Genomic DNA, 18,322 nt, shown 5'->3' on the forward strand with positions numbered 1-18,322 from the left:
GAGCCGATGGGCGCCGGGTGCCGTGCCCGACGGGTCTCAGACCGTCGTCGGGCCGTCGTCACACCGCCGTGACGCCGTCCTCCGCCAGTTCCGGCCCGCCGGCCGCCGACGCGGCGGCCCGGGACTCCTGGCCCATGTTGCGTGCCTCGGCCTTCAACGCGAGGTCGGAGACGGCGGTGTTGAACTGCTCGATGGAGGTCGGCTCGTCGGGGCCGAGCAGGTACTCCTTGAGCTCCTTGCGGTCCTCGGCCAGCGGGTCGGCGGCCGGATCGCGTACGGCGTCCAGCAGCTGGTCCAGCTCGGCCGCGCCGTTGGTGAGGATCACGGCCGCGCGCACGGCGGTGTTCTGCCGCTTGAACTCCTCCGCGCCCAGCTCCGCCGAGTCCGTGACCGCGTACGGCTTGCCGCTGGCGATGAAGTCGGAGACGACGCTGGAGATGTCGGACACCATCGCGTCGGAGGCGTTGAAGCAGTCGTACAGACGCGGTTCGGTGCCGGTGATGACGCGGTGCTCGAAGGCGGGGAAGGAGCGCCAGTAGGCGTCGTTCCACTCGGTGCGCAGCCGGGCGGCCTCTTCGTGCTTGCGCATGTCGACCAGGCCGTCGCGGCTGGTCACGGCCTCGTCGGCCTTCTCGTCGAAGGCGAGGGACAGCGCGTCCAGGCGGGACTTGAGGCGGGTCAGCTCGGCCTTGGCCTTGGCCTGGGCGGCCGGGTCCCCGGTGAAGCGGGGGTCGGCGGCGCGTCCGGCGGCGGCCTTCTTGATCAGCGCGGTGATACGGCGGTGGGCGGCGGCGGCCTTGGCGCTGCGGGTGCCGGTGAAGGGGTGCGGCTTGTACAGGACGCGGACCGGGGGCTCGGCCGCGACCAGCTTCTTCACGATGTTCTCGCCGGCCAGCAGGATCGAGGTGTTGCCCGGGTTGTCGTCCCAGCCCTCCCAGGTGGGCGCGTACAGGATCGTCGGGATCCGGCCGTCGGGCGTGCCCTTCCACGGCTTGATCGGCGCGAGCTGCGGGCGGCCCACCTCGACGATGTCCTCGTCGCGTATGCCGACGTCGGCGATGGCGTAGCGGTCACGGCCCGCGCGTCCGGCGGTCCACACCTCGTCGTAGACCTTGCTGAACGGGTTGACGCTGGCGAGCTTGTCGCTGTCGCCGTGGCCGATGAAGACGTGCTTCATCGTGGGGACGCGCAGCAGGTGGATGTTCTTGCCGACGTTGGCCGCGTACAGCGCGACCCGCACCGTGGACAGGTCCAGGTTCATCAGGTGCACCCCCCCGGGCACGCAGATGACGGGGACCGTGGTGGGCGCCATCTTCTCCAGGATGTAGCGCTCACGCAGGATGATCAGCGGACGGGAGTCCAGCTGCTCCATCGTCTCCAGCCACATGTTGACCTGGTAGGCGGAGTCGGCGGAGCCGGAGAAGTACAGCACCGTCTCCGGCCGGTACTCGCGCAGCCAGGCGCTGACCGTCTTCAGCACCTTGTCGGCCTTCGGCGGGATCCGCCGGGCGCGCAGGTACGGCGCCAGCGCGACGACGTACAGCGCACCCAGGACCAGGGTGACGCCCACGCCGACGAAACCGGCGAGCTCCACGTCCGTGAGGGCGTAGACGAGCAGGCCGACGACGGCCGCGAGGTCCAGGTGCAGCATCTTCACGCCGGCCCGGCTGAGCAGGCGGCGCGGCGGGGCGTCCGGGATGCGCATCCGGGAGACCAGGTCCACGTTGCGGGTGACCACCGGCATCTGGCGGCGGTTGCCGATCAGGGTGACGAGCGCGCCGTGCGGGGCCTGGAGACCGAAGAAGATCGTGAAGCAGGCGATCGCCGCGTAGAAGACCGGCTCCTTGGAGAGGTCGAGTCTGGCCAGCAGCAGGATCAGCAGCAGTTCTCGGACCAGGAAGCGCGTCGACAGACCGGCTCTCACCTTTCCCAGGAGGGTGATGAGGTAGCTGCCCTTGCGGTGGAGATAGAGGTCCGCCAGGTACGTCACGGCGGCCGCGGCGGCGAAGGCGGGGACGCTCGGGACGAGCGCGGCCAGCATGAGGCAGGGGTAACCCAGCGTCATGAGGGCCGCCGCGGCCAGCTCGGCCGCGCTGCCCACCCGGGCGACCCGAATAGCGGTGGTTATCACGGAGGAACCTGCTCTGGGAGGGGTGCCGGTCATAGAAGCCGGAAAGTCCGGAAAATCCCTTCTGGAGGTTTCGGGATTTTTACGGATTCAGGCCTCTGCGAATTCTCCGTAAACCAGGAGCCACAGAGGCCTGAATTCCAATGGCTTTTTGCGGTTGATTATGCCACGCCGTCCTGTCGGTCCAGCACGCCCGCCAGGGCCTGCTCGAAGCCGGAGGCGCGGCTGGCGTCGGCGGTCGGGTCCTGCTGGCGGACGTCGATGACGTGTCCGGTCAGCTCGGACAGCAGCACGTCGAGGGAGGTGCGGGCGACCGCCTCGGAGGACAGCAGAGTGCCCGAGGGCTCCTGGCCGAAGGCCTTGGTGCGCATGGGCGTCGCCGTGCGCTCCGGGTTGATGCAGTTGACCCGGATGCCGTCGCCGGCCCACTCGTCGGACAGGGCCTGGGTGAGATTCACCATGGCGGCCTTGGTCGAGGAGTACAGGCTGTACTCGGCGCGGCCGCGGGTGTAGCTGCTGGAGGTGTACAGCAGAAGCTGCCCGTTGGTCTCGGCGAGGTACTTGTAGGCCGAACGGGCGATCTGCACGGGGGCCAGGTAGTTGACCTTCAGCGCTTCCTCGATGGTCGCGTTGTCGGTCTCGGCGAGCTTGCCGATGCGCAGGACGCCCGCGGTGTTGACGACGTAGTCGATCCGGCCGGTCTCGGAATACGCCTTGGACAGCGCGTCGTCGACCTCCTCCGGGTTCTCCACGTGCGTGCCGGTGGTGGAGCGGCCCAGGGCGTACACCTTGGCGCCGTAGGACTCGGCGAGTTCGGCGATGTCCTTGCCGATGCCGTACGAACCGCCGAAGACCACCAGGGTCCTGCCGGTGAGCAGTTCGCGGTAGGCGTCCTCGCCGTTCTGCTCCGGGGCGGCGGTGGAGGCGAGCTGGAAGAGCTTGTCGGCGATGAAGACGTCGACCGGCTGCGTCACCTTCATGTTGTACTCGTCACCCGCCACGACGTGGATCGGCACGTCCGGCAGGTAGCGCAGGACGACCGTGCAGTCGTCGGTGGCCTGGAAGTTGGGGTCGCCCGCCGCCACCTCGTACGCCCGGCGGATCGTCGACAGCTTGAACGCCTGCGGGGTCTGGCCGCGGCGCAGCCGGGAGCGGTCCGGGATCTCGGTGATGAACTCGCCGTCCTCGCCGTGCGTGCGCGTGACGATGATGGTGTCCGCGGACGGGATGGCGACGTCGACGGCCTGGTAGCGCTCGAGCGCGGCGACGCAGTCGTCGATGACGCGCTGCGAGAGCAGGGGGCGTACGGCGTCGTGGAAGAGGACGTTGCGGTCCTCGCCGTCGGCCAGCCCCTCGCCCAGGGCGGCGATGGCGCGCTCGGTGGTCTCGTTCCGGGTGGAGCCGCCCTCGATGATCCGGGACACCTTCCTGAACCCGGCCTTGGCCACGATCTTCTCGACGTCCGGCACATAGCCCGGCGCCATCAGCACGATGACGTCGTCGACGGAGTCGGCCTTCTCGAAGGTGGTCAGGGTGTGCTCGATGACTGCCTTGCCGGCGATCTTCAGCAGCTGCTTGGGGATCGACAGACCCACCCGCTGACCGGTGCCACCGGCCAGGATCACTGCGGTGGTACGGGGCTTGGCTATGTGCTGGGACACAGGTGACCTACCTTGGGGCGACAGGGAACGGGGAAATGGTCCCACTTGCGGTAACCGCGATGCAAGGTGAGCGCCCTTCAGTGCATATGTGCGCGCCACCTGTCATTCACCTGGCGCTGCGGTGTTTGACGAGACGCGACTGAGCCTTCCTCGGACGCCCCCGTTAAATCCTGTGAGTAACTCCACAGGGTGCGGAAGAGAGCCGAGAGTGACGGGAAAGCAGCTCAGCGGCGTCGCAGCCGCTTGAGGCAGCGATGCCCCAACACTTTCACGAGTTCCTTCGAGGACGTCCGCCGCACCGGGCGCGACGCGCCCCCCGCCGCCCCCTCGGCCACCGCGGCGAGCGCCCCGTACAGTGCCTGAGCGGCCACTTCGGGCGCGATCCGGGGTTCCCCGGCGGCGCCGCGGACCGGTTCCGGTACGGCGGCCAGCAGGTCCGGATCACCGATGACCCACACGCCCATCGCCCCGATACGCCCGCTCATCTCGGCGCCGATCGCGGCGGCCGCCTCCACCGCCCACGCGGGTGTGGAGATCTTCACGTCGCGCGGTGTGGGACTGCACGCGTTCTTCATATGCATGACCGCGCCGTTGCGAACCAGCTTGGAATAGAGCTCGTCGGGGAGACCATTACCACGAAATTCCCTATTGAGATGTCGCAGCATTTCGGTCTCACCGAGGGTGAGTGAACGATTCGCCGTGTCGGGAACGGGCTCCAGGAGACGCGTGGGCAGTCCCAACAGCGTTTCGAAGGCGCGCATCAGCCCGTCCCGGTCCCGGTCGTCGACCACCACGACGGTGACCCGGTCGGCCCCCACCACCCGCGCCCACCGCTCCACCAGCCGGTCGTGCCGGTGCCGCCGCCAGAAACTGGGATTGGGCTTCTCGTACGGCGCCTTGCGGAGCATGTGCTCCAGCCACTCCTCGTAGCCCATGCGCAGCCCGTTCTGCACGTACTGCTGCCACTGCGAGGGCATGATCCGCACCAGCGGCCGCAGGGTGACCAGCACGTGCACGCGGTCCCCGCCGAGCTGCTCGACGATCCGCGCGACGGTCGCGTCGTCGGGGGCGTCGGCGAAGAACTCGCTGCTGACCACCGACGTGCTCCGTCCGGTGGCACACACCTGTTCGACGAGCCGGGTCCAGTGCCGCTCGGTGGGCGTGGTGTCACCGATCATGCCGGGGCGGGCACAGGCGGCCAGCACCGCCTGCATGGGGTGCCTGCTGGTCGCCGGGAACTCGACGCCGTACGCCGGCATCCGCTCCTTCGCCGCGAACAGGGCGCCCTGGACGGCGGTGGTCCCGGTCTTGTGCGGGCCGATGTGCAGCAGGCGGGTGCCGGCGGGCAGGGCTCCGGGCGGGGTGGTGGTGCGGCCGGCGTTCCCGCGGGCCTCGTCGTTCGTACAGTCCGTCTCCATGGTCAGAGGACGGTAAGAGCGGTTCCTGAGGCGACGCTGAGAGGAGCATGGGACATGGCTGAGTCCTCGTGCGTCCCGGGCTCCTGCCCCGCCTCCGTCACCCGAGCAGGACGCCCGGCCTGCCGTCGGCGACCCGCAGGCGGGCGAGCGTGCGGGCGGTCGCCCGCGGCTTCAGGACGGTGTCCACGACGCGGACCCGCGCGTCGACGGCGTCGCGGCGGACGTCGAAGAGGTGGTAGCCGCGGTGGGCGTCGATCAGCTTCCAGTGCGGGTTGTCGGCCTTCAGCGGGTCCCACTGGGCGTGGAAGGCGGCCTGGTCCTGGTCGCCGTTGCTGGAGATGGAGGTGCCGACGAACTCGGCGCCGACGACCGCGGAGGACGGATCGGCGAAGTCCCTCCTGAGGTCGCTGATCATGGTGAGGTGCCGGTCCCCGCTGAGCACGACGGGGTTGCGGACCTGCTGGAACTCCCCCAGCAGGGCGTTGCGTTCGACCTGGTAGCCGTCCCAGGCGTCGTAGTACCACCGCTTGCCCGCTCCGGCCAGCAGGTCGGTCTCGGCCATCATGATCTGCGAGGCGACGAGGTTCCAGCGGGTGTTCGAGCCGTGCAGCGAGTCCAGCAGCCACCGCTTCTGCTCGGCGCCGAGCATGGTGAGCGCGGGGTTCTGGGCACCGGTCTGGCTGGTGGCCTGGTCGCTGCGGTACTGCCGGGTGTCGAGGACGTTGAGCCGGGCCAGCCTCCCGAACTGGAAGCGCCGGTGCATGCGGATGTGCGGCCCCGTGGGGATCGCGGTCGCCCGGACCGGCATGTGCTCGTAGAAGGCCTGGTAGGCCGCGGTCAGCCGGGCCACGAACGCGTCGTGCGGCTGCTTGGCCGGGTCCTGCGGGATCTCCCCGGCGAAGTCGTTGTCCACCTCGTGGTCGTCGAAGGTCACCACCCAGGGCGCGTGGGCGTGCATCCGCTGGAGGTCGGGATCGGTGCGGTACTGCGCGTACCGGTTGCGGTACTGGGTGAGGCTGTACGGCTCCCCGCTCCCCTCGTGCCTGCGCGGCGCGGTCGCCGACGGCCCCGACTCGTAGATGTAGTCCCCGACGAAGACGACGACGTCGGGATCCTGCGCGTACATGTCGGCGTACGGGGTGAAGTAGCCGTGCTGCCAGTTCTGGCAGGAGGCGAGCGCGAGACGCAGGGAGCCGCCGGAGGCGAGCGGCTGGGGCGCGGTGCGGGTACGGCCGACGCGCGAGAGCTGTCCGCCGGCGCGGAAACGGTACCAGTAGGTGCGGCCCGGGCGCAGTCCGCGTACGTCCACGTGAACGCTGTGCCCGTACTCGGGCCGGGCCTGGGCGACGCCCCGGCGGACCCCGGTTCTGAACCGCTCGTCCGGCGACATCTCCCACTCCACCTGGACGACGCGGTCCGGCATGCCGCCGCCGTTCAGCGGGTCGGGGGCGAGCCTGGTCCACAGCACGACGCCGTCGGGCAGGGGGTCCCCGGAGGTGACTCCGAGGCTGAACAGCCCGTCCGGGAGCGGGGCTTCGGCGGCCCGTGCGGTGCCGGGCAGCCACAGCTGGGCGGAGGCGGCGGCACCGATCACGGCGGCACCCGCGGTGAGGAAGCGGCGGCGGTCGGGGGAGGAGGCGGCTCGGTCCGGTCCAGCGCCCATCGGTGAACTCCCTTGTGTCACTGGTCTCTTGGACACAGGGAAGCTGTCATGCACACCTAGTCAGCGCACTGAACGGAGTGCCGCGCGTTCATGACAAGAAGGGAGACAAAGGGGGACCCGTTGCGGGAGGGCAACTGGTGCCTTGCCGCAACGGGTCCCTGAGACTACGGGGAGCCGGAGCTCTTGGTGCCTAGAAGGGCTCGAAGCCCTCGAACTCCTGGGCCGCCTCGTCGCGTTCGGCCTGGCGGTCGCGGCGGCGCTGGGTCGCCGGACGCGGGGCCTCGAAGCGGTGGTCCTCACCGCGGCGGCCGAGCATCTCGGCGCCGGCGGTCACGGACGGCTCCCAGTCGAAGACGACGGCGTTGTCCTCGGGTCCGATGGCGACGCCGTCGCCGGAGCGGGCGCCCGCCTTCATCAACTCGTCCTCCACACCGAGGCGGTTGAGCCGGTCGGCGAGGTAGCCGACGGCCTCGTCGTTGGAGAAGTCGGTCTGCCGCACCCAGCGCTCGGGCTTCTCGCCCCGGACGCGGAACAGCGCCTCCCCGCCGACCTCCTCGCGCGCGACGGTGAAGCCGGCGTCGTCCACGGCCTTGGGCCGGATGACGATCCGGGTCGCCTCCTCCTTGGGCTTGGCGGCCCGCGCCGTTCCCACGAGGTCGGCGAGCGCGAACGACAGCTCCTTCAGCCCCGTGTGGGCGACGGCGGACACCTCGAAGACGCGGTAGCCGCGCGCCTCCAGGTCGGGCCGGACCATCTCCGCCAGGTCCTTGCCGTCCGGTACGTCGATCTTGTTCAGGACGACGATGCGCGGACGGTTGCCGAGCCCGCCGTACTCGCGCAGCTCCGCCTCGATGACGTCGAGGTCGGAGACGGGGTCGCGGTCGGACTCGAGGGTGGCCGTGTCCAGGACGTGCACCAGCACGCTGCAGCGCTCGACGTGCCGCAGGAACTCCAGACCGAGCCCCTTGCCCTGGCTGGCGCCCGGGATGAGGCCGGGGACGTCGGCGATGGTGTAGACGGTCGACCCGGCGGTCACGACCCCCAGGTTCGGCACGAGGGTGGTGAACGGGTAGTCGGCGATCTTCGGCTTGGCTGCGGACAGCACGGAGATCAGGGACGACTTCCCGGCGCTCGGGTAGCCGACCAGCGCCACATCGGCGACGGTCTTCAGCTCGAGGACGACGTCCCGCAGGTCCCCCGGCTCGCCGAGCAGCGCGAATCCGGGCGCCTTGCGGCGGGCGGAGGCGAGGGCGGCGTTGCCGAGACCGCCGCGGCCGCCCTGGGCGGCGACGAAGGAGGTGCCGTGTCCGACGAGGTCGGCGAGCACGTTGCCGGCCTTGTCGAGGACGACGGTGCCGTCCGGCACGGGAAGGACGAGGTCCTGCCCGTCCTTGCCGGACCGGTTGCCGCCCTCGCCCGGCTTGCCGTTGGTGGCCTTGCGGTGCGGGGAGTGGTGGTAGTCGAGCAGGGTGGTCACGGACTGGTCGACGGTGAGGATGACATCCCCACCCCGGCCGCCGTTGCCGCCGTCCGGGCCGCCGAGCGGCTTGAACTTCTCACGGTGGACGGAGGCACAGCCGTGACCTCCGTTACCCGCGGCGACGTGCAGTTCGACGCGGTCCACGAAGGTGGTCATGGTTCGGTGCCTCCAGAGACGTACGGGTACTACTTGGGTAACACGCGAAAGGCGGACCCGCCTTCCCCGGGGGGAAGTGAGGTCCGCCTCGCGAAGCGTTCGGTCTAAGCCGTGAAGTCGTGTGACTGGGACGACTCAGGCGACCGGAACGATGTTCACGACCTTGCGGCCACGGTGGGTACCGAACTCCACCGAACCGGCCTGCAGCGCGAACAGCGTGTCGTCGCCGCCGCGGCCCACGCCGGAACCCGGGTGGAAGTGGGTGCCGCGCTGGCGGACCAGGATCTCACCCGCGTTGACGACCTGACCGCCGAAGCGCTTCACGCCGAGCCGCTGGGCGTTGGAGTCGCGACCGTTCCGGGTGGACGATGCGCCCTTCTTGTGTGCCATGTCTCCTCAGTCCCTTACTTCGCAGCCGCGGGGATCTCAGTGACCTTGATCGCCGTGTACTGCTGGCGGTGGCCCTGACGACGGCGGTAGCCGGTCTTGTTCTTGTAGCGCAGAATGTCGATCTTCTGCCCCTTGTGGTGGTCCACGACCTCGGCCTGGACCTTGATGCCGGCCAGCACCCACGGGTCGCTGGTCACAGCGTCGCCGTCGACAACGAGCAGGGTCGAGAGCTCGACCGTGTCGCCAACCTTGGCAGTGGAAATCTTGTCAACCTCAACGATGTCGCCGACAGCAACCTTGTGCTGGCGACCACCGCTGCGCACGATGGCGTACACGCGGATCTCACTCTCTCGCTCGGAACGGCACCCCCGCAGTCCAGCCGCCCGGGCATGAACACGAACGGCCTCTCCCAGCCACCGAGGTACCCGGGAGGAAGAGGTTTACGGGGATGTGGCACGACTATGGACACGCCGACGGTCAAGGTTACGGGGAGGTCTTCCGGGGGTCAAACCGGGGCCGGAGCGCTCCCCCGCCTCTCACCTCTGCTCGTCCTCGGGCCTCTCGTCCTGCTCCACGACGAACCCGGATGTGTCGAGGTCGAAGTCGAACGGGGCGGGGATGCGCACGGGCCGCCCGAAGGGGGCGGTGGTCCGGGAACGGTAGCCCTTGGGGGACGGGTCCCAGAAGGCGGTGATCTCCCCCACCTTCATGTCGGGCAGGAGGTACACGGGGACGATCCGCCCGTACGTCTCCATCCTGTCGAGCCAGTCGGCGTCCTTGGCGGAGTCCGAGGTCAGCTCGGCGACGAGGGAGAGGGCGGCACCGTCGGCATGGCGGCCTTCGGCATCGAATGCGGATTCGTCGGCGACAAAGAGATCGGGCCCGTAGCCGCGCTCGGAAGAAGGGAAGACGAAGAGGAAGGGCGAGGTCTCCGTGACATGCCCCTCCGGCGCGTGGGCCTCGATCTGCGCACGCAGCCTTCGCATGGGACGCAGGTAACGCAGCTTCGACCACGGCGACACGACGATCTTCCCCCGGATGAGCTCGGCTTTATAGCCGGCAGGTGTGTCCAGCTCCTCGACGATGCGGAGCATCTCCTCGAACGACCCCGTCGGAGGTGCGCCTATGCCCGGAGGGCGCTCGGTCATGATGGTCACCACGATCCTCCAGTGATTACGGAGCGTGTCGCTTGATTCACGAAGCGCCGACCTGTGACAGACGCCCCGCTCACGCCGCGACCCAATGCGCGGCGGGTACCCCGACCTCATACCACAGCAGCTTCCCACCCCGCCCGAAGAGGTGATCGCCGAGCGGATAACCACCCCAGGCCTCCACGTAATGACATACGAGGAACAGCCCGCGTCCACCGTCGGCCTCGGCCGGTACGGGGCCCACGGCGGGCCCGGACCGCTTGTCGAAGGGCGTCGGAATGTAGGGGTTGGCTTCCCAGACGCTGACCCGCAGCCGATTACTACCGACGCCGCGCAGACGGAGGGCGGCAGGGCCACTGGAGTAGCGGTACGCGTTGGTGACCAGCTCGGTCGCCAAGAGTTCGGCGCTGTCCTGGAGTTGAGCCATGCCGTGCCCGGCGAGAACGGCACGGAGGGGGGGCCCGGGCGATGCGTGCGGCCCGCGGGTCGTGGGGCAGTTGGAGGGCATACGCCCAAGTTGGGACCGCTTCGCACTCCGACGGGGATACGGTGACCATGAACGCCTCCTGCGGTGGGGGGACTCGGTTCGATCGATGACCCGGCCGGAGCGTCCGGCTCTTCGGTGGGGCTGTGAGCGGCTTGGTCTTCACCGCAGACTGCAACCCCTGAACCTTTTGCAGGAAGCAGCAAAAGCTTCAGGTATTTACCTCGTGTGAGTGACAGCCGCACCAGGTGTACGAAATGGAGCGACATGGCACCGCGAAACGTCCCCACCGCACGCCGCCCCAGGACGCTGACGTCGCCTGTCACAACATCGTACGTGTGCACGTCGCTGACAGCGAGGTCATGAAACGTCAGCGCCAGTACCATTCAACGCTGATTGGTCGTAATCCGAAACCAAAGGAGGCCCACCAGTACCGCAACCGATGGACCTCCTCACTCCCGCCAAAACCGAACGAGGCTATCGCTTCACTTTCAGCCCCTATACCCCTCGACCTGTTCGGCGATTTTCTCCAGAGCCTCAGCCCCGATGACGTTTTCCAAGGAGTCACCCACAAATTCACGGGCTCGAGCAAGGCGCGCGGGGAGGCTGTGCTCCACCACATACTCAACGAGTATATTGGGATCTTCTCCTGCCCCGATACGTGACAGCACCCGATCCAGAGACACTACGTACTCCTCCAAATCCCGAAACAATTCGGTGAATCCCGCCAAATCCACTTGGATACTCTGAGTCACGCCCGTCACCTTTTTACTCGAATATTATCGACCGGCAGATCACCGTCAGCAACCCATTCGGTGATGCCCATCGTTGAATTGTATCTCGATCGAACTCGGCCAGCCGGGACGTCAAATTCGAGCACGTGATTCCCCCTGCCACGACCAATCCCCAGTGTGGCCTCGGCGTCACGCGGACTCATCGGCTTTCCCTTAGCTGGAACGAGGAAGACCTTGTTCTGGTCGCTCGCTCTGATGACCTTACTCTGGACGATTCCCGCCTTTCCTCGCGCATTCGTGTAATGCCGCATCCGAATCATCTCTTCAGCGGCATCATCGCCACCTGAAGGACAATTGTGGACGAGGACAGGCGCGTCCCCGACCGCCACGTAGTACGTGTGCGCGGTGTCGACGGTGAGGTTGTAGACCGCCGCCTGCTGCGTCCACGCGCTGACCGCGTCGACCTGGACCCACGTACCGGAGCCGGTCTGTAGCCACTGGCCGGGCTTCAGCTCACCCGCCTTGAGCCACTTCTTCAGGTCCGGGACCCAGAAGGGGTGGCCCGTGGTCGCGGTGATGGTGTCGGTGGCATCGCCCTTGTCGCCGTCCGTGTCGACCGTGAGCTTGACGAGCTTCTTCTGGCCCTTGCCCTCGATCGTGTCGGTGACCTTCTGGTTGGAGGTCTTGCCGGTCGTCGGGTCGGTGGCGAGGACCTCGTCGCCTTCCTCGACCTCCTCGATGGGTTTGCGGCTGCCGTCGGCCATGACGACTTCGGTTCCCGGCACGAAGCTGTTGGCGGAGGCCATCGAGGCCACGTCCATCGCCGTGCTCGTGCACTCGACCGCGGTCTCGATCTTGTCGGCAACGTCCTCGGTCTTCTCGGCCGCCTTCGCGATGTCGTCCGCGTATTTGGCCGCCTTCGTCGCCATCCGTCCGGCCTTCGCCGCCCGCACGGCCGCCGCGCCGGCGCCGCCGAGCAGGACTCCGCCCACCGTGGCCGCGGCCCAGGCGCAGGCCTCCATGTCGCCCTTGGTGACGCAGTTCTTGATGTCGTTGAAGCCGGTGACCTCGCCGACGACGTTGCCGACCGTCTTGACGCCTTCCCACACCTGACCCCAGTCGACCGCTTCGGAGACGGTCTCGATGACGCTGCCGACCTGCTTGACGACCTCGTCACGGATGGCGTCCACGGTCCTGGCGACATCGGCCACGACCTGGACGGCCAAGCCGACCACGAGCGCCGGGAGGTTGGGGTCGCCCGTGACGATGGCCTTGCCGACCGCGATCAAAGGCTTGGCCGCGGCGACGATCTGCGGGATCGGGTTGTGTTTGGCCGCGTAGGAGACCGCTGCTTTGGCCTTCTTCGTGATGTAGACCTTGGCCTGGTAGGCCGCCCGGGCGGCTTGCCTGGCCTTCTCGCGGGCCCATTGGGTGAAGCCGGTCTTCTGGCCGACCCACTTGACGGCGTTGACGGTGGCGTCGACGACCGTCTTCAGGCCCGACTTGCGATACAGATAGTTGGCGGCCTTGCCGACGTAGCTCAGCGCCTTGTTGAGCGCGGCTCCCGGGTGGCGCACCGCCCACTGCACGCCGTGATAGACGGACTTGGCGGTCTTGTAGGCGTAGCTCGCACCCCGGGTGATTTTATTGCCCGCCCACTTCACGGCCTTCTTGCACCAGCCGCAGCTCGGCCAGTGGCCGTCCGGGTCGCTGTAGTCCAATGGGGCGCCCGCACCGTAGGTGTAGCGGTTGGCCAGGATCGACGCGCCGGAGCTGTAGGTGTAGGAGTCGCGGGAGTCGAACGCGCCGGTGCCCGGGTCGTACCAGCGGGCGTGCATGTTGACCTGGTCGGTGTCCGGGTCGGTCCAGTCGCCCTGGTAGCCGACGTTGCCGTCCATACCCTCGGAGCCCTCGGCGCTCGCGGTGCCGCGGACCTGGCCGAAGGGGTCGAACGCCGTGGACTGGTCCAGGGCCGTCGCGGTGCCGTTCGTCGCGGACATGTTGCCGACGATGTCGCCGTGCTTGTCCTCCAGCGTGAGCCGGGCCGCGCCGCCGTTCTCGGCGACCGCCATGAGCTCGTCGGCAGCGCCGCGGCCGTACGTCGACGTCTGGTCCTTGACCGGATCGGGTGTGAAGCCGGCGTAGGAGAAGTCCACGCCGTTGCGTGCCGCGACACGGTCCAGCGAGTCGTAGGTGTACTCCGTGCCCGACTCGCCCGCCTTCACCATCCGGTCGAAGGCGTCGAAGGTGAACTCCTCCGTCAGACCCGAGCTGGTACGGGTCGCCAGCGTGCCGCGCGGCGTGTGGTCGTAGGTGTAGTCGCCGTCGGACAGCAGCCGGTTGCGCTCGTCGAAGGTGGCGGTCTTGCCGCCGTTCTTCACGCGGTTGCCGCTGTCGTCCCAGCCGTACTCCGTGGTGGTGCCGTCGGCCGTCCAGGACGTGAGGCGGCCGGCGTGGTCGTAGCCGTAGGTGCTGGTCTCGGCCTTGGCGGTGCCGGCCGTGGTCTTCGACGTCAGGTGATCGTCGGTGTCGTAGCCGTAGTCGGTCGACGCCATCGTCTGGCCGGCGCTGTTCTTCAGCGTGTCGGTGTCGAGCCGGCCGAGGTCGTCGTAGGTGAAGGCGCGGGACTGGCCCGCCCCGTAGTCGACCTTCTTGACCACGCCCGAGCCGTCGTAGGTGTAGCTCTGCCGCACTCCGGTGAGCGGGTCGGTCGCCGAGGTCAGCTGCTGCTTGGCGTAGGTGAAGAGGGCGGTGCCGGCCGCGTCGGTGCGGCTGGCGAGCAGGCCGTCGTTGTTGTACTCGTACGTGGCGTCGCCGGACGGGCCGGTCGCCTTCAGCAGGCCGCCCCGGTCGGTGTACTCGTAGGTGTTGTCGCCCTTCGGGGACGAGGCCTTGACCAGCCGGCCCGCCGGGTCGTACTCGAACCGCTTCTCGGGGGTGGTCGCTTCGGCACCGCTGCCGGTCTCCCGGACCAGCTGACCGGCCTTGTCGTACTCGCGCTCGCGGACCACGTTGCCCGGTGCCGTGAGCTTCACCGGCTGGCCGGCGGCGTCGTACGCGGTGGTCCAGGTGCGCGCCTCCGGTGCCGGGTCGCGGGCCGTCGAGGGCTCGATCACCGACTCGGCGAGGCCGAGCGAGTTGACCGTGTAGATCGTCGTGTTTCCGCGGCCGTCGGTGTAGCGGGTGCGGTTGCCGAGTTCGTCGTAGCCGAAGGTCGTGGTGATGGCCTTGGTGTCGGAGACCGGCTCGGTCTGGCTGGTCAGCCGGTTCATCGCGTCGTACGCGTACGTCGTCGTACGGTTCAGCGGGTTGGTCGACGTGACCAGGTTCCCCGCCTTGTCGTAGGTGTAACTCACCTTGCGCAACTGACTGTTGACCGGGTCCAGGTCCTGGTCCTGGACGAGCTGGCCGAGCGGGTCGTAGAGCTTCGCCGAGGTACGGCCCATGCCGTCGGTGCGGCGCACCTCGCGGCCCGAGGCGTCGTACCCGAACTGGGTGATGGCGCCGCTCGCCTCCTGCAGCCTGGTCAGCTGGCTGAGCCCGTCGTAGGTGTACTGGCTGACCGCGCCGCTCGGCGAGGTCTGCTTGACCACATTGCCCGCGTCGTCGTACTCGACGCGGGTGGTGAAGGCGCCTGGCAGCGGCTTGCGCTCGATCTGGGTGGTGGTGACCGGGCGCTCGAGGTCGTCGTACGTCGTCTCGGCGCGGGCGCCGGTCGGGTCGGTGACCGACAGCACCTTTCCGGTGCGGGTGTACGTGTACTTCCACTGCCCGCGCTCGTCGCCGGTGCCTACGGGCACGTCCTTGACGGTGAGCCGGTTCTGGCGGTCGTACTGGAACTTCGTCACGCGGCCGAGCGGGTCGGTCGTCTCGGTGACGTTGCCGAGCGCGTCGTACTTGTTGGTGACCGTCGGGGCGACGGTCTGCGACGAGCCGGGCGGAGTGTAGGCGGGCGCGGTCGCGGTGACCGCGCGGCCGAGCCGGTCGTAGGCGGTGCGGTTCATGCGGCCGAGCGCGTCGACCGACTCGGTGACCGCGCCGAAGGTGTCGTAACCGGTGAAGGTGGCGGGCCGGGACGTGGCGGGCGCGTTGCCGCCGGACTCGGTCTGGACGGCGGGCGCGGTGACGGAAACCGCCCGGCCCAGCTCGTCGTAGCCGTACTCGGTCTTGTTGCCCGCCGGGTCGGTCTTGGACGTGGTGAGTCCGCGGTCGTCGTAGGTGTAGAGCATGGTGCGCGAGTCGGTGCTGTTCTCCACCGTCTCGTGGGTGACGTTGCCCGCGTCGTCGTACTGGTAGCGGACGGAGTCGCCGCTGACGCTCACCGGCCAGGGCACGTTGGAGGGGGAACCGCTGGAGGCGGTCGTCTCCACGTTGCCGGCGATGTCGTAGGTGTAGGTGGTGCGCCTGGCCGGCCCACCGGGATTCATGACCTCGGACTTCACCCGGCCGACCGCGTCGTACGTGTACGCGGTGACGAGCTTGCCGTTGGCACTGGTCTCGGTCAGGACGTTGCCGGCCCCGTCGTAGGTGTTGGACTCCACGACGATGTCGCGCTTGCTGCCGTCGGGGTTGTGGAAGTCCTTGAGCGTGATCGACTTGACCAGGTCGTCGCCGTAGTACTGGTAGATCAGCGAGCGGCCCATCGAGTCGGTGTGCCGGACCAGGCGGCCGCCCATGTCGTAGGCGTACGACTGCAGGACGGTGTGGTCCCCGTCGCCTCCGTCGTCGTCCCAGTCACGCAGCCGGGTCTCGGCCATCATGTTGCGTGCGGTGTAGACGTAGTCGAACTGGTTGCCGTTGGCATCCACCATCGACGTCTTGTTGCCGAAGACGTCGTAGGTGTACGTCGTCTCGTTGCCCTCGGCGTCGGTGACCCGCTCGGGGCGGCCGTGGTCGTCGAGTTCGAAGGCCATGACGCGCGTGGCGTCGCCGCCCAGCAGGTCGCTGATCTCGGTGCGCACCACGTTGCCGTCGGCGTCGTAGGTCGTGGTGGTCTTCTGCTGGTGCCTGGCGGAGGTGACGACATTGGTGGCCGCCGGGTCGGTGAGGGTGGCGACCCGGGAGAGCTTGTCGTATGTGAAGGTCGACGTGGTGCCGGACGGGTGGGCGTCCGTGACGACGGTCTCGGTGAGCTTGCGGCCCAGCGCGTCGTACGTGTAGTTGGTGATACGCCCGGACGGCTCGGTCACCCGAGCCAGGTCGCCGTTCGTGTAGTACTGGTAGCGGGTGATCTTCCCGCGCGGGTCGGCGGTGGTCAGCGGCAGCCCGGTGGGTGTGTTGCCGCCGCCGACGGCCTGTTCGAAGCCGGTCGTGTAGGTGTTCCTGGACGTGCCGCCGTCGGGAGCGGTCTGCGTGAGCAGGGCACCGCTGGCGGGCTACCTGTGGATCCAGGAGTACCCGTTCAAGACGGCCGGTACGGGCGACTACACGTACAACGGCATGATCTTCGCCATGTTCGGCCTCTGGGACTACTTCCAGCTGACCGGCAACGAGCTCGCGGCCCAGTTGTACGACGGCGCCTGCACGACCATGGCGCGGTACTTCTCCCTGCTGCGCAACCCGCGCTGGTACTCGTACTACTGCCAGACCCACCGGATCCCGGCGGTCACCTACCACCACCACATCACGCTGTGGCAGCAGCTGCACTGGCAGACCAACAGCGCGGTCTTCGCCCACCAACTGGACCTGCTGATCGAGGACTTCCCGCCGCCGGGCGTGAAGGCCGGGTCGGTGATCGCCATCGCCGCCGGCGCGCACACCCTGTACAAGGTGGGCACCAAGGCGGACGGCAACTACGACAAGGCCCAGCAGGACAAGATCCTCGGCACGAAGAAGGTCAGCTTCGCCAAGGCCACCCAGGCGCCCATCGACATCCGGCGGCGGATCAAGGGCGCGGGCGTGTGGTACCGGATCGCCACCGGGGCGTACAAGGGCTACTGGATCGGGGAGGCCTACCCGAAGGCGTTCCTGCGCGGTGAGCACCTGCCGGTCACCTACCGGGCGCCGCGCACCCTGACGGTCGCCGCGAACACCTCCGTCGAGGCGATCAAGTTCGGCACCAACGGGACGGCCGGCACGCTCAGGACGCTGAAGTACTCCGAGGCGCACAGCCTGCAGTTCGACCGCCGGTCCATGGTCAACGGGCGGTCGATGCTCAGGATCACGTCGGAGGAGCTGGCCGGTTACTGGATCCCGGCGAACCAGGTCGTCACCGACGGCCGCTGACCGGGCACGACCGCACCGACGGCACTCGGCCGCACCACGGGTCCACGGGGCCGCCCGCACAGCGGGCAGGCCCCGCTCCGCCGCGTATGCTCGCCTGCGCGAACCCGAACAGTGGAAGGCGAAAGACGTGAACTACAGGGTCCAGCCCAGCGCCCAGGTCGACGAGAGCGCCGAGATCGGCGCCGGGAGCAGCGTCTGGGACCTCGCGCAGATCCGGGAGGGTGCCCGGCTGGGTGAGGGCTGTGTGATCGGCCGCGGCGCTTACGTCGGCTCCGGTGTCCGCATGGGCGACAACTGCAAGCTGCAGAACTACGCCTTGGTCTACGAACCGGCCGAGCTCGGCGACGGCGTCTTCATCGGCCCGGCCGTGGTTCTCACGAACGATCACAACCCGCGCTCCGTCGACCCCGAGGGCAATCAAAAGCGCGGCGGCGACTGGGAGGCCGTCGGCGTGAAGATCGCCGACGGGGCGTCGATCGGGGCGCGGTCGGTGTGTGTCGCGCCGATCACCATCGGCCGCTGGGCGATGGTCGCCGCCGGCGCCGTCGTGACGAAGGACGTGCCCGACTTCGCCCTGGTCGTGGGCGTCCCCGCCCGGCAGGTCGGCTGGGTCGGGCGCGTGGGCGTCCGCCTGGTCGAGCGGGAGGGCGAGCCGGGTGTGTGGGAGTGCCCGCAGACCGGCGCCCTGTACGACGAGAAGGACGGCGTGCTGAGCGAGCGCGCGGTCTGAGACCGTCGCACGACGTTCACCGAGGGCCGGCCCGGCATCCGCTCGGGCGGCCGTCACCCATATTCGGCCGTAGTTTCGAATCCACCTTCCCCTCGCTGATCT

At 68.6% G+C, this 18,322-nt stretch carries 13 protein-coding genes; 2 read left to right on the plus strand and 11 right to left on the minus strand.

All coding sequences use genetic code 11. From position 1 onward, the window contains the following. Positions 1-58: 58 nt before the first annotated feature. From ACF1A1_RS33035 to ACF1A1_RS33085, 11 genes are all read right to left on the minus strand, one after another. The gene (locus ACF1A1_RS33035) at positions 59-2,131 is read right to left on the minus strand and encodes a hypothetical protein (RefSeq protein ID WP_392004829.1); all 2,073 of its coding nucleotides are present in this window, start codon (positions 2,129-2,131) and stop codon (positions 59-61) included. A 158-nt stretch (positions 2,132-2,289) separates the two neighbouring features. Then, positions 2,290-3,789 carry an SDR family NAD(P)-dependent oxidoreductase gene (locus tag ACF1A1_RS33040; RefSeq protein WP_392004831.1) on the minus strand — a complete coding sequence of 500 codons (1,500 nt, stop codon included), beginning with the start codon at positions 3,787-3,789 and terminating at the stop codon, positions 2,290-2,292. Between the two features lie 224 nt (positions 3,790-4,013). Next, positions 4,014-5,207 carry a hypothetical protein gene (locus ACF1A1_RS33045; RefSeq protein ID WP_392004833.1) on the minus strand — a complete coding sequence of 398 codons (1,194 nt, stop codon included), beginning with the start codon at positions 5,205-5,207 and terminating at the stop codon, positions 4,014-4,016. 97 nt (positions 5,208-5,304) lie between these two features. Further along, positions 5,305-6,870, minus strand: a complete 1,566-nt coding sequence (locus ACF1A1_RS33050; RefSeq protein ID WP_392004835.1) for an alkaline phosphatase D family protein — start codon at positions 6,868-6,870, stop codon at positions 5,305-5,307. 190 nt (positions 6,871-7,060) lie between these two features. Continuing rightward, positions 7,061-8,506, minus strand: a complete 1,446-nt coding sequence (gene obgE, locus ACF1A1_RS33055; RefSeq protein WP_392004837.1) for a GTPase ObgE — start codon at positions 8,504-8,506, stop codon at positions 7,061-7,063. 135 nt (positions 8,507-8,641) lie between these two features. Beyond that, positions 8,642-8,896, minus strand: a complete 255-nt coding sequence (gene rpmA, locus ACF1A1_RS33060) for a 50S ribosomal protein L27 (protein ID WP_389512324.1) — start codon at positions 8,894-8,896, stop codon at positions 8,642-8,644. Positions 8,897-8,910: 14 nt separating this feature from the next. Further along, positions 8,911-9,231: a 50S ribosomal protein L21 gene (gene rplU, locus ACF1A1_RS33065; protein ID WP_004931419.1), complete on the minus strand. Its 321-nt coding sequence runs from the start codon at positions 9,229-9,231 to the stop codon at positions 8,911-8,913. A gap of 201 nt (positions 9,232-9,432) precedes the next feature. Next, complete coding sequence (locus tag ACF1A1_RS33070; protein WP_392004839.1) at positions 9,433-10,044, minus strand: Uma2 family endonuclease; 612 nt, start codon at positions 10,042-10,044, stop codon at positions 9,433-9,435. Positions 10,045-10,123: 79 nt separating this feature from the next. Continuing rightward, positions 10,124-10,474 carry an ATP-binding protein gene (locus ACF1A1_RS33075; protein ID WP_392004841.1) on the minus strand — a complete coding sequence of 117 codons (351 nt, stop codon included), beginning with the start codon at positions 10,472-10,474 and terminating at the stop codon, positions 10,124-10,126. 548 nt (positions 10,475-11,022) lie between these two features. Continuing rightward, positions 11,023-11,286 (minus strand): hypothetical protein, encoded by a 264-nt coding sequence (locus ACF1A1_RS33080; RefSeq protein WP_392004843.1) that lies wholly within the window; start codon positions 11,284-11,286, stop codon positions 11,023-11,025. Between the two features lie 5 nt (positions 11,287-11,291). Continuing rightward, the gene (locus ACF1A1_RS33085) at positions 11,292-16,625 is read right to left on the minus strand and encodes an HYD1 signature containing ADP-ribosyltransferase family protein (RefSeq protein WP_392005001.1); all 5,334 of its coding nucleotides are present in this window, start codon (positions 16,623-16,625) and stop codon (positions 11,292-11,294) included. Here ACF1A1_RS33085 and ACF1A1_RS33090 point away from each other — a divergent pair. Together ACF1A1_RS33090 and ACF1A1_RS33095 are read left to right on the plus strand one after the other, a co-directional pair. Then, positions 16,618-17,490: a D-glucuronyl C5-epimerase family protein gene (locus ACF1A1_RS33090; RefSeq protein ID WP_392004845.1), complete on the plus strand. Its 873-nt coding sequence runs from the start codon at positions 16,618-16,620 to the stop codon at positions 17,488-17,490. The two genes, ACF1A1_RS33085 and ACF1A1_RS33090, sit on opposite strands and share 8 nt — an antisense overlap. A gap of 127 nt (positions 17,491-17,617) precedes the next feature. Next, on the plus strand, positions 17,618-18,220 hold the full coding sequence (locus ACF1A1_RS33095; RefSeq protein ID WP_392004847.1) for an acyltransferase: 603 nt from the start codon (positions 17,618-17,620) through the stop codon (positions 18,218-18,220). Positions 18,221-18,322: the final 102 nt, after the last annotated feature.

The organism is Streptomyces sp. NPDC014995, from assembly GCF_043080745.1.
GTDB lineage: Bacteria > Actinomycetota > Actinomycetes > Streptomycetales > Streptomycetaceae > Streptomyces.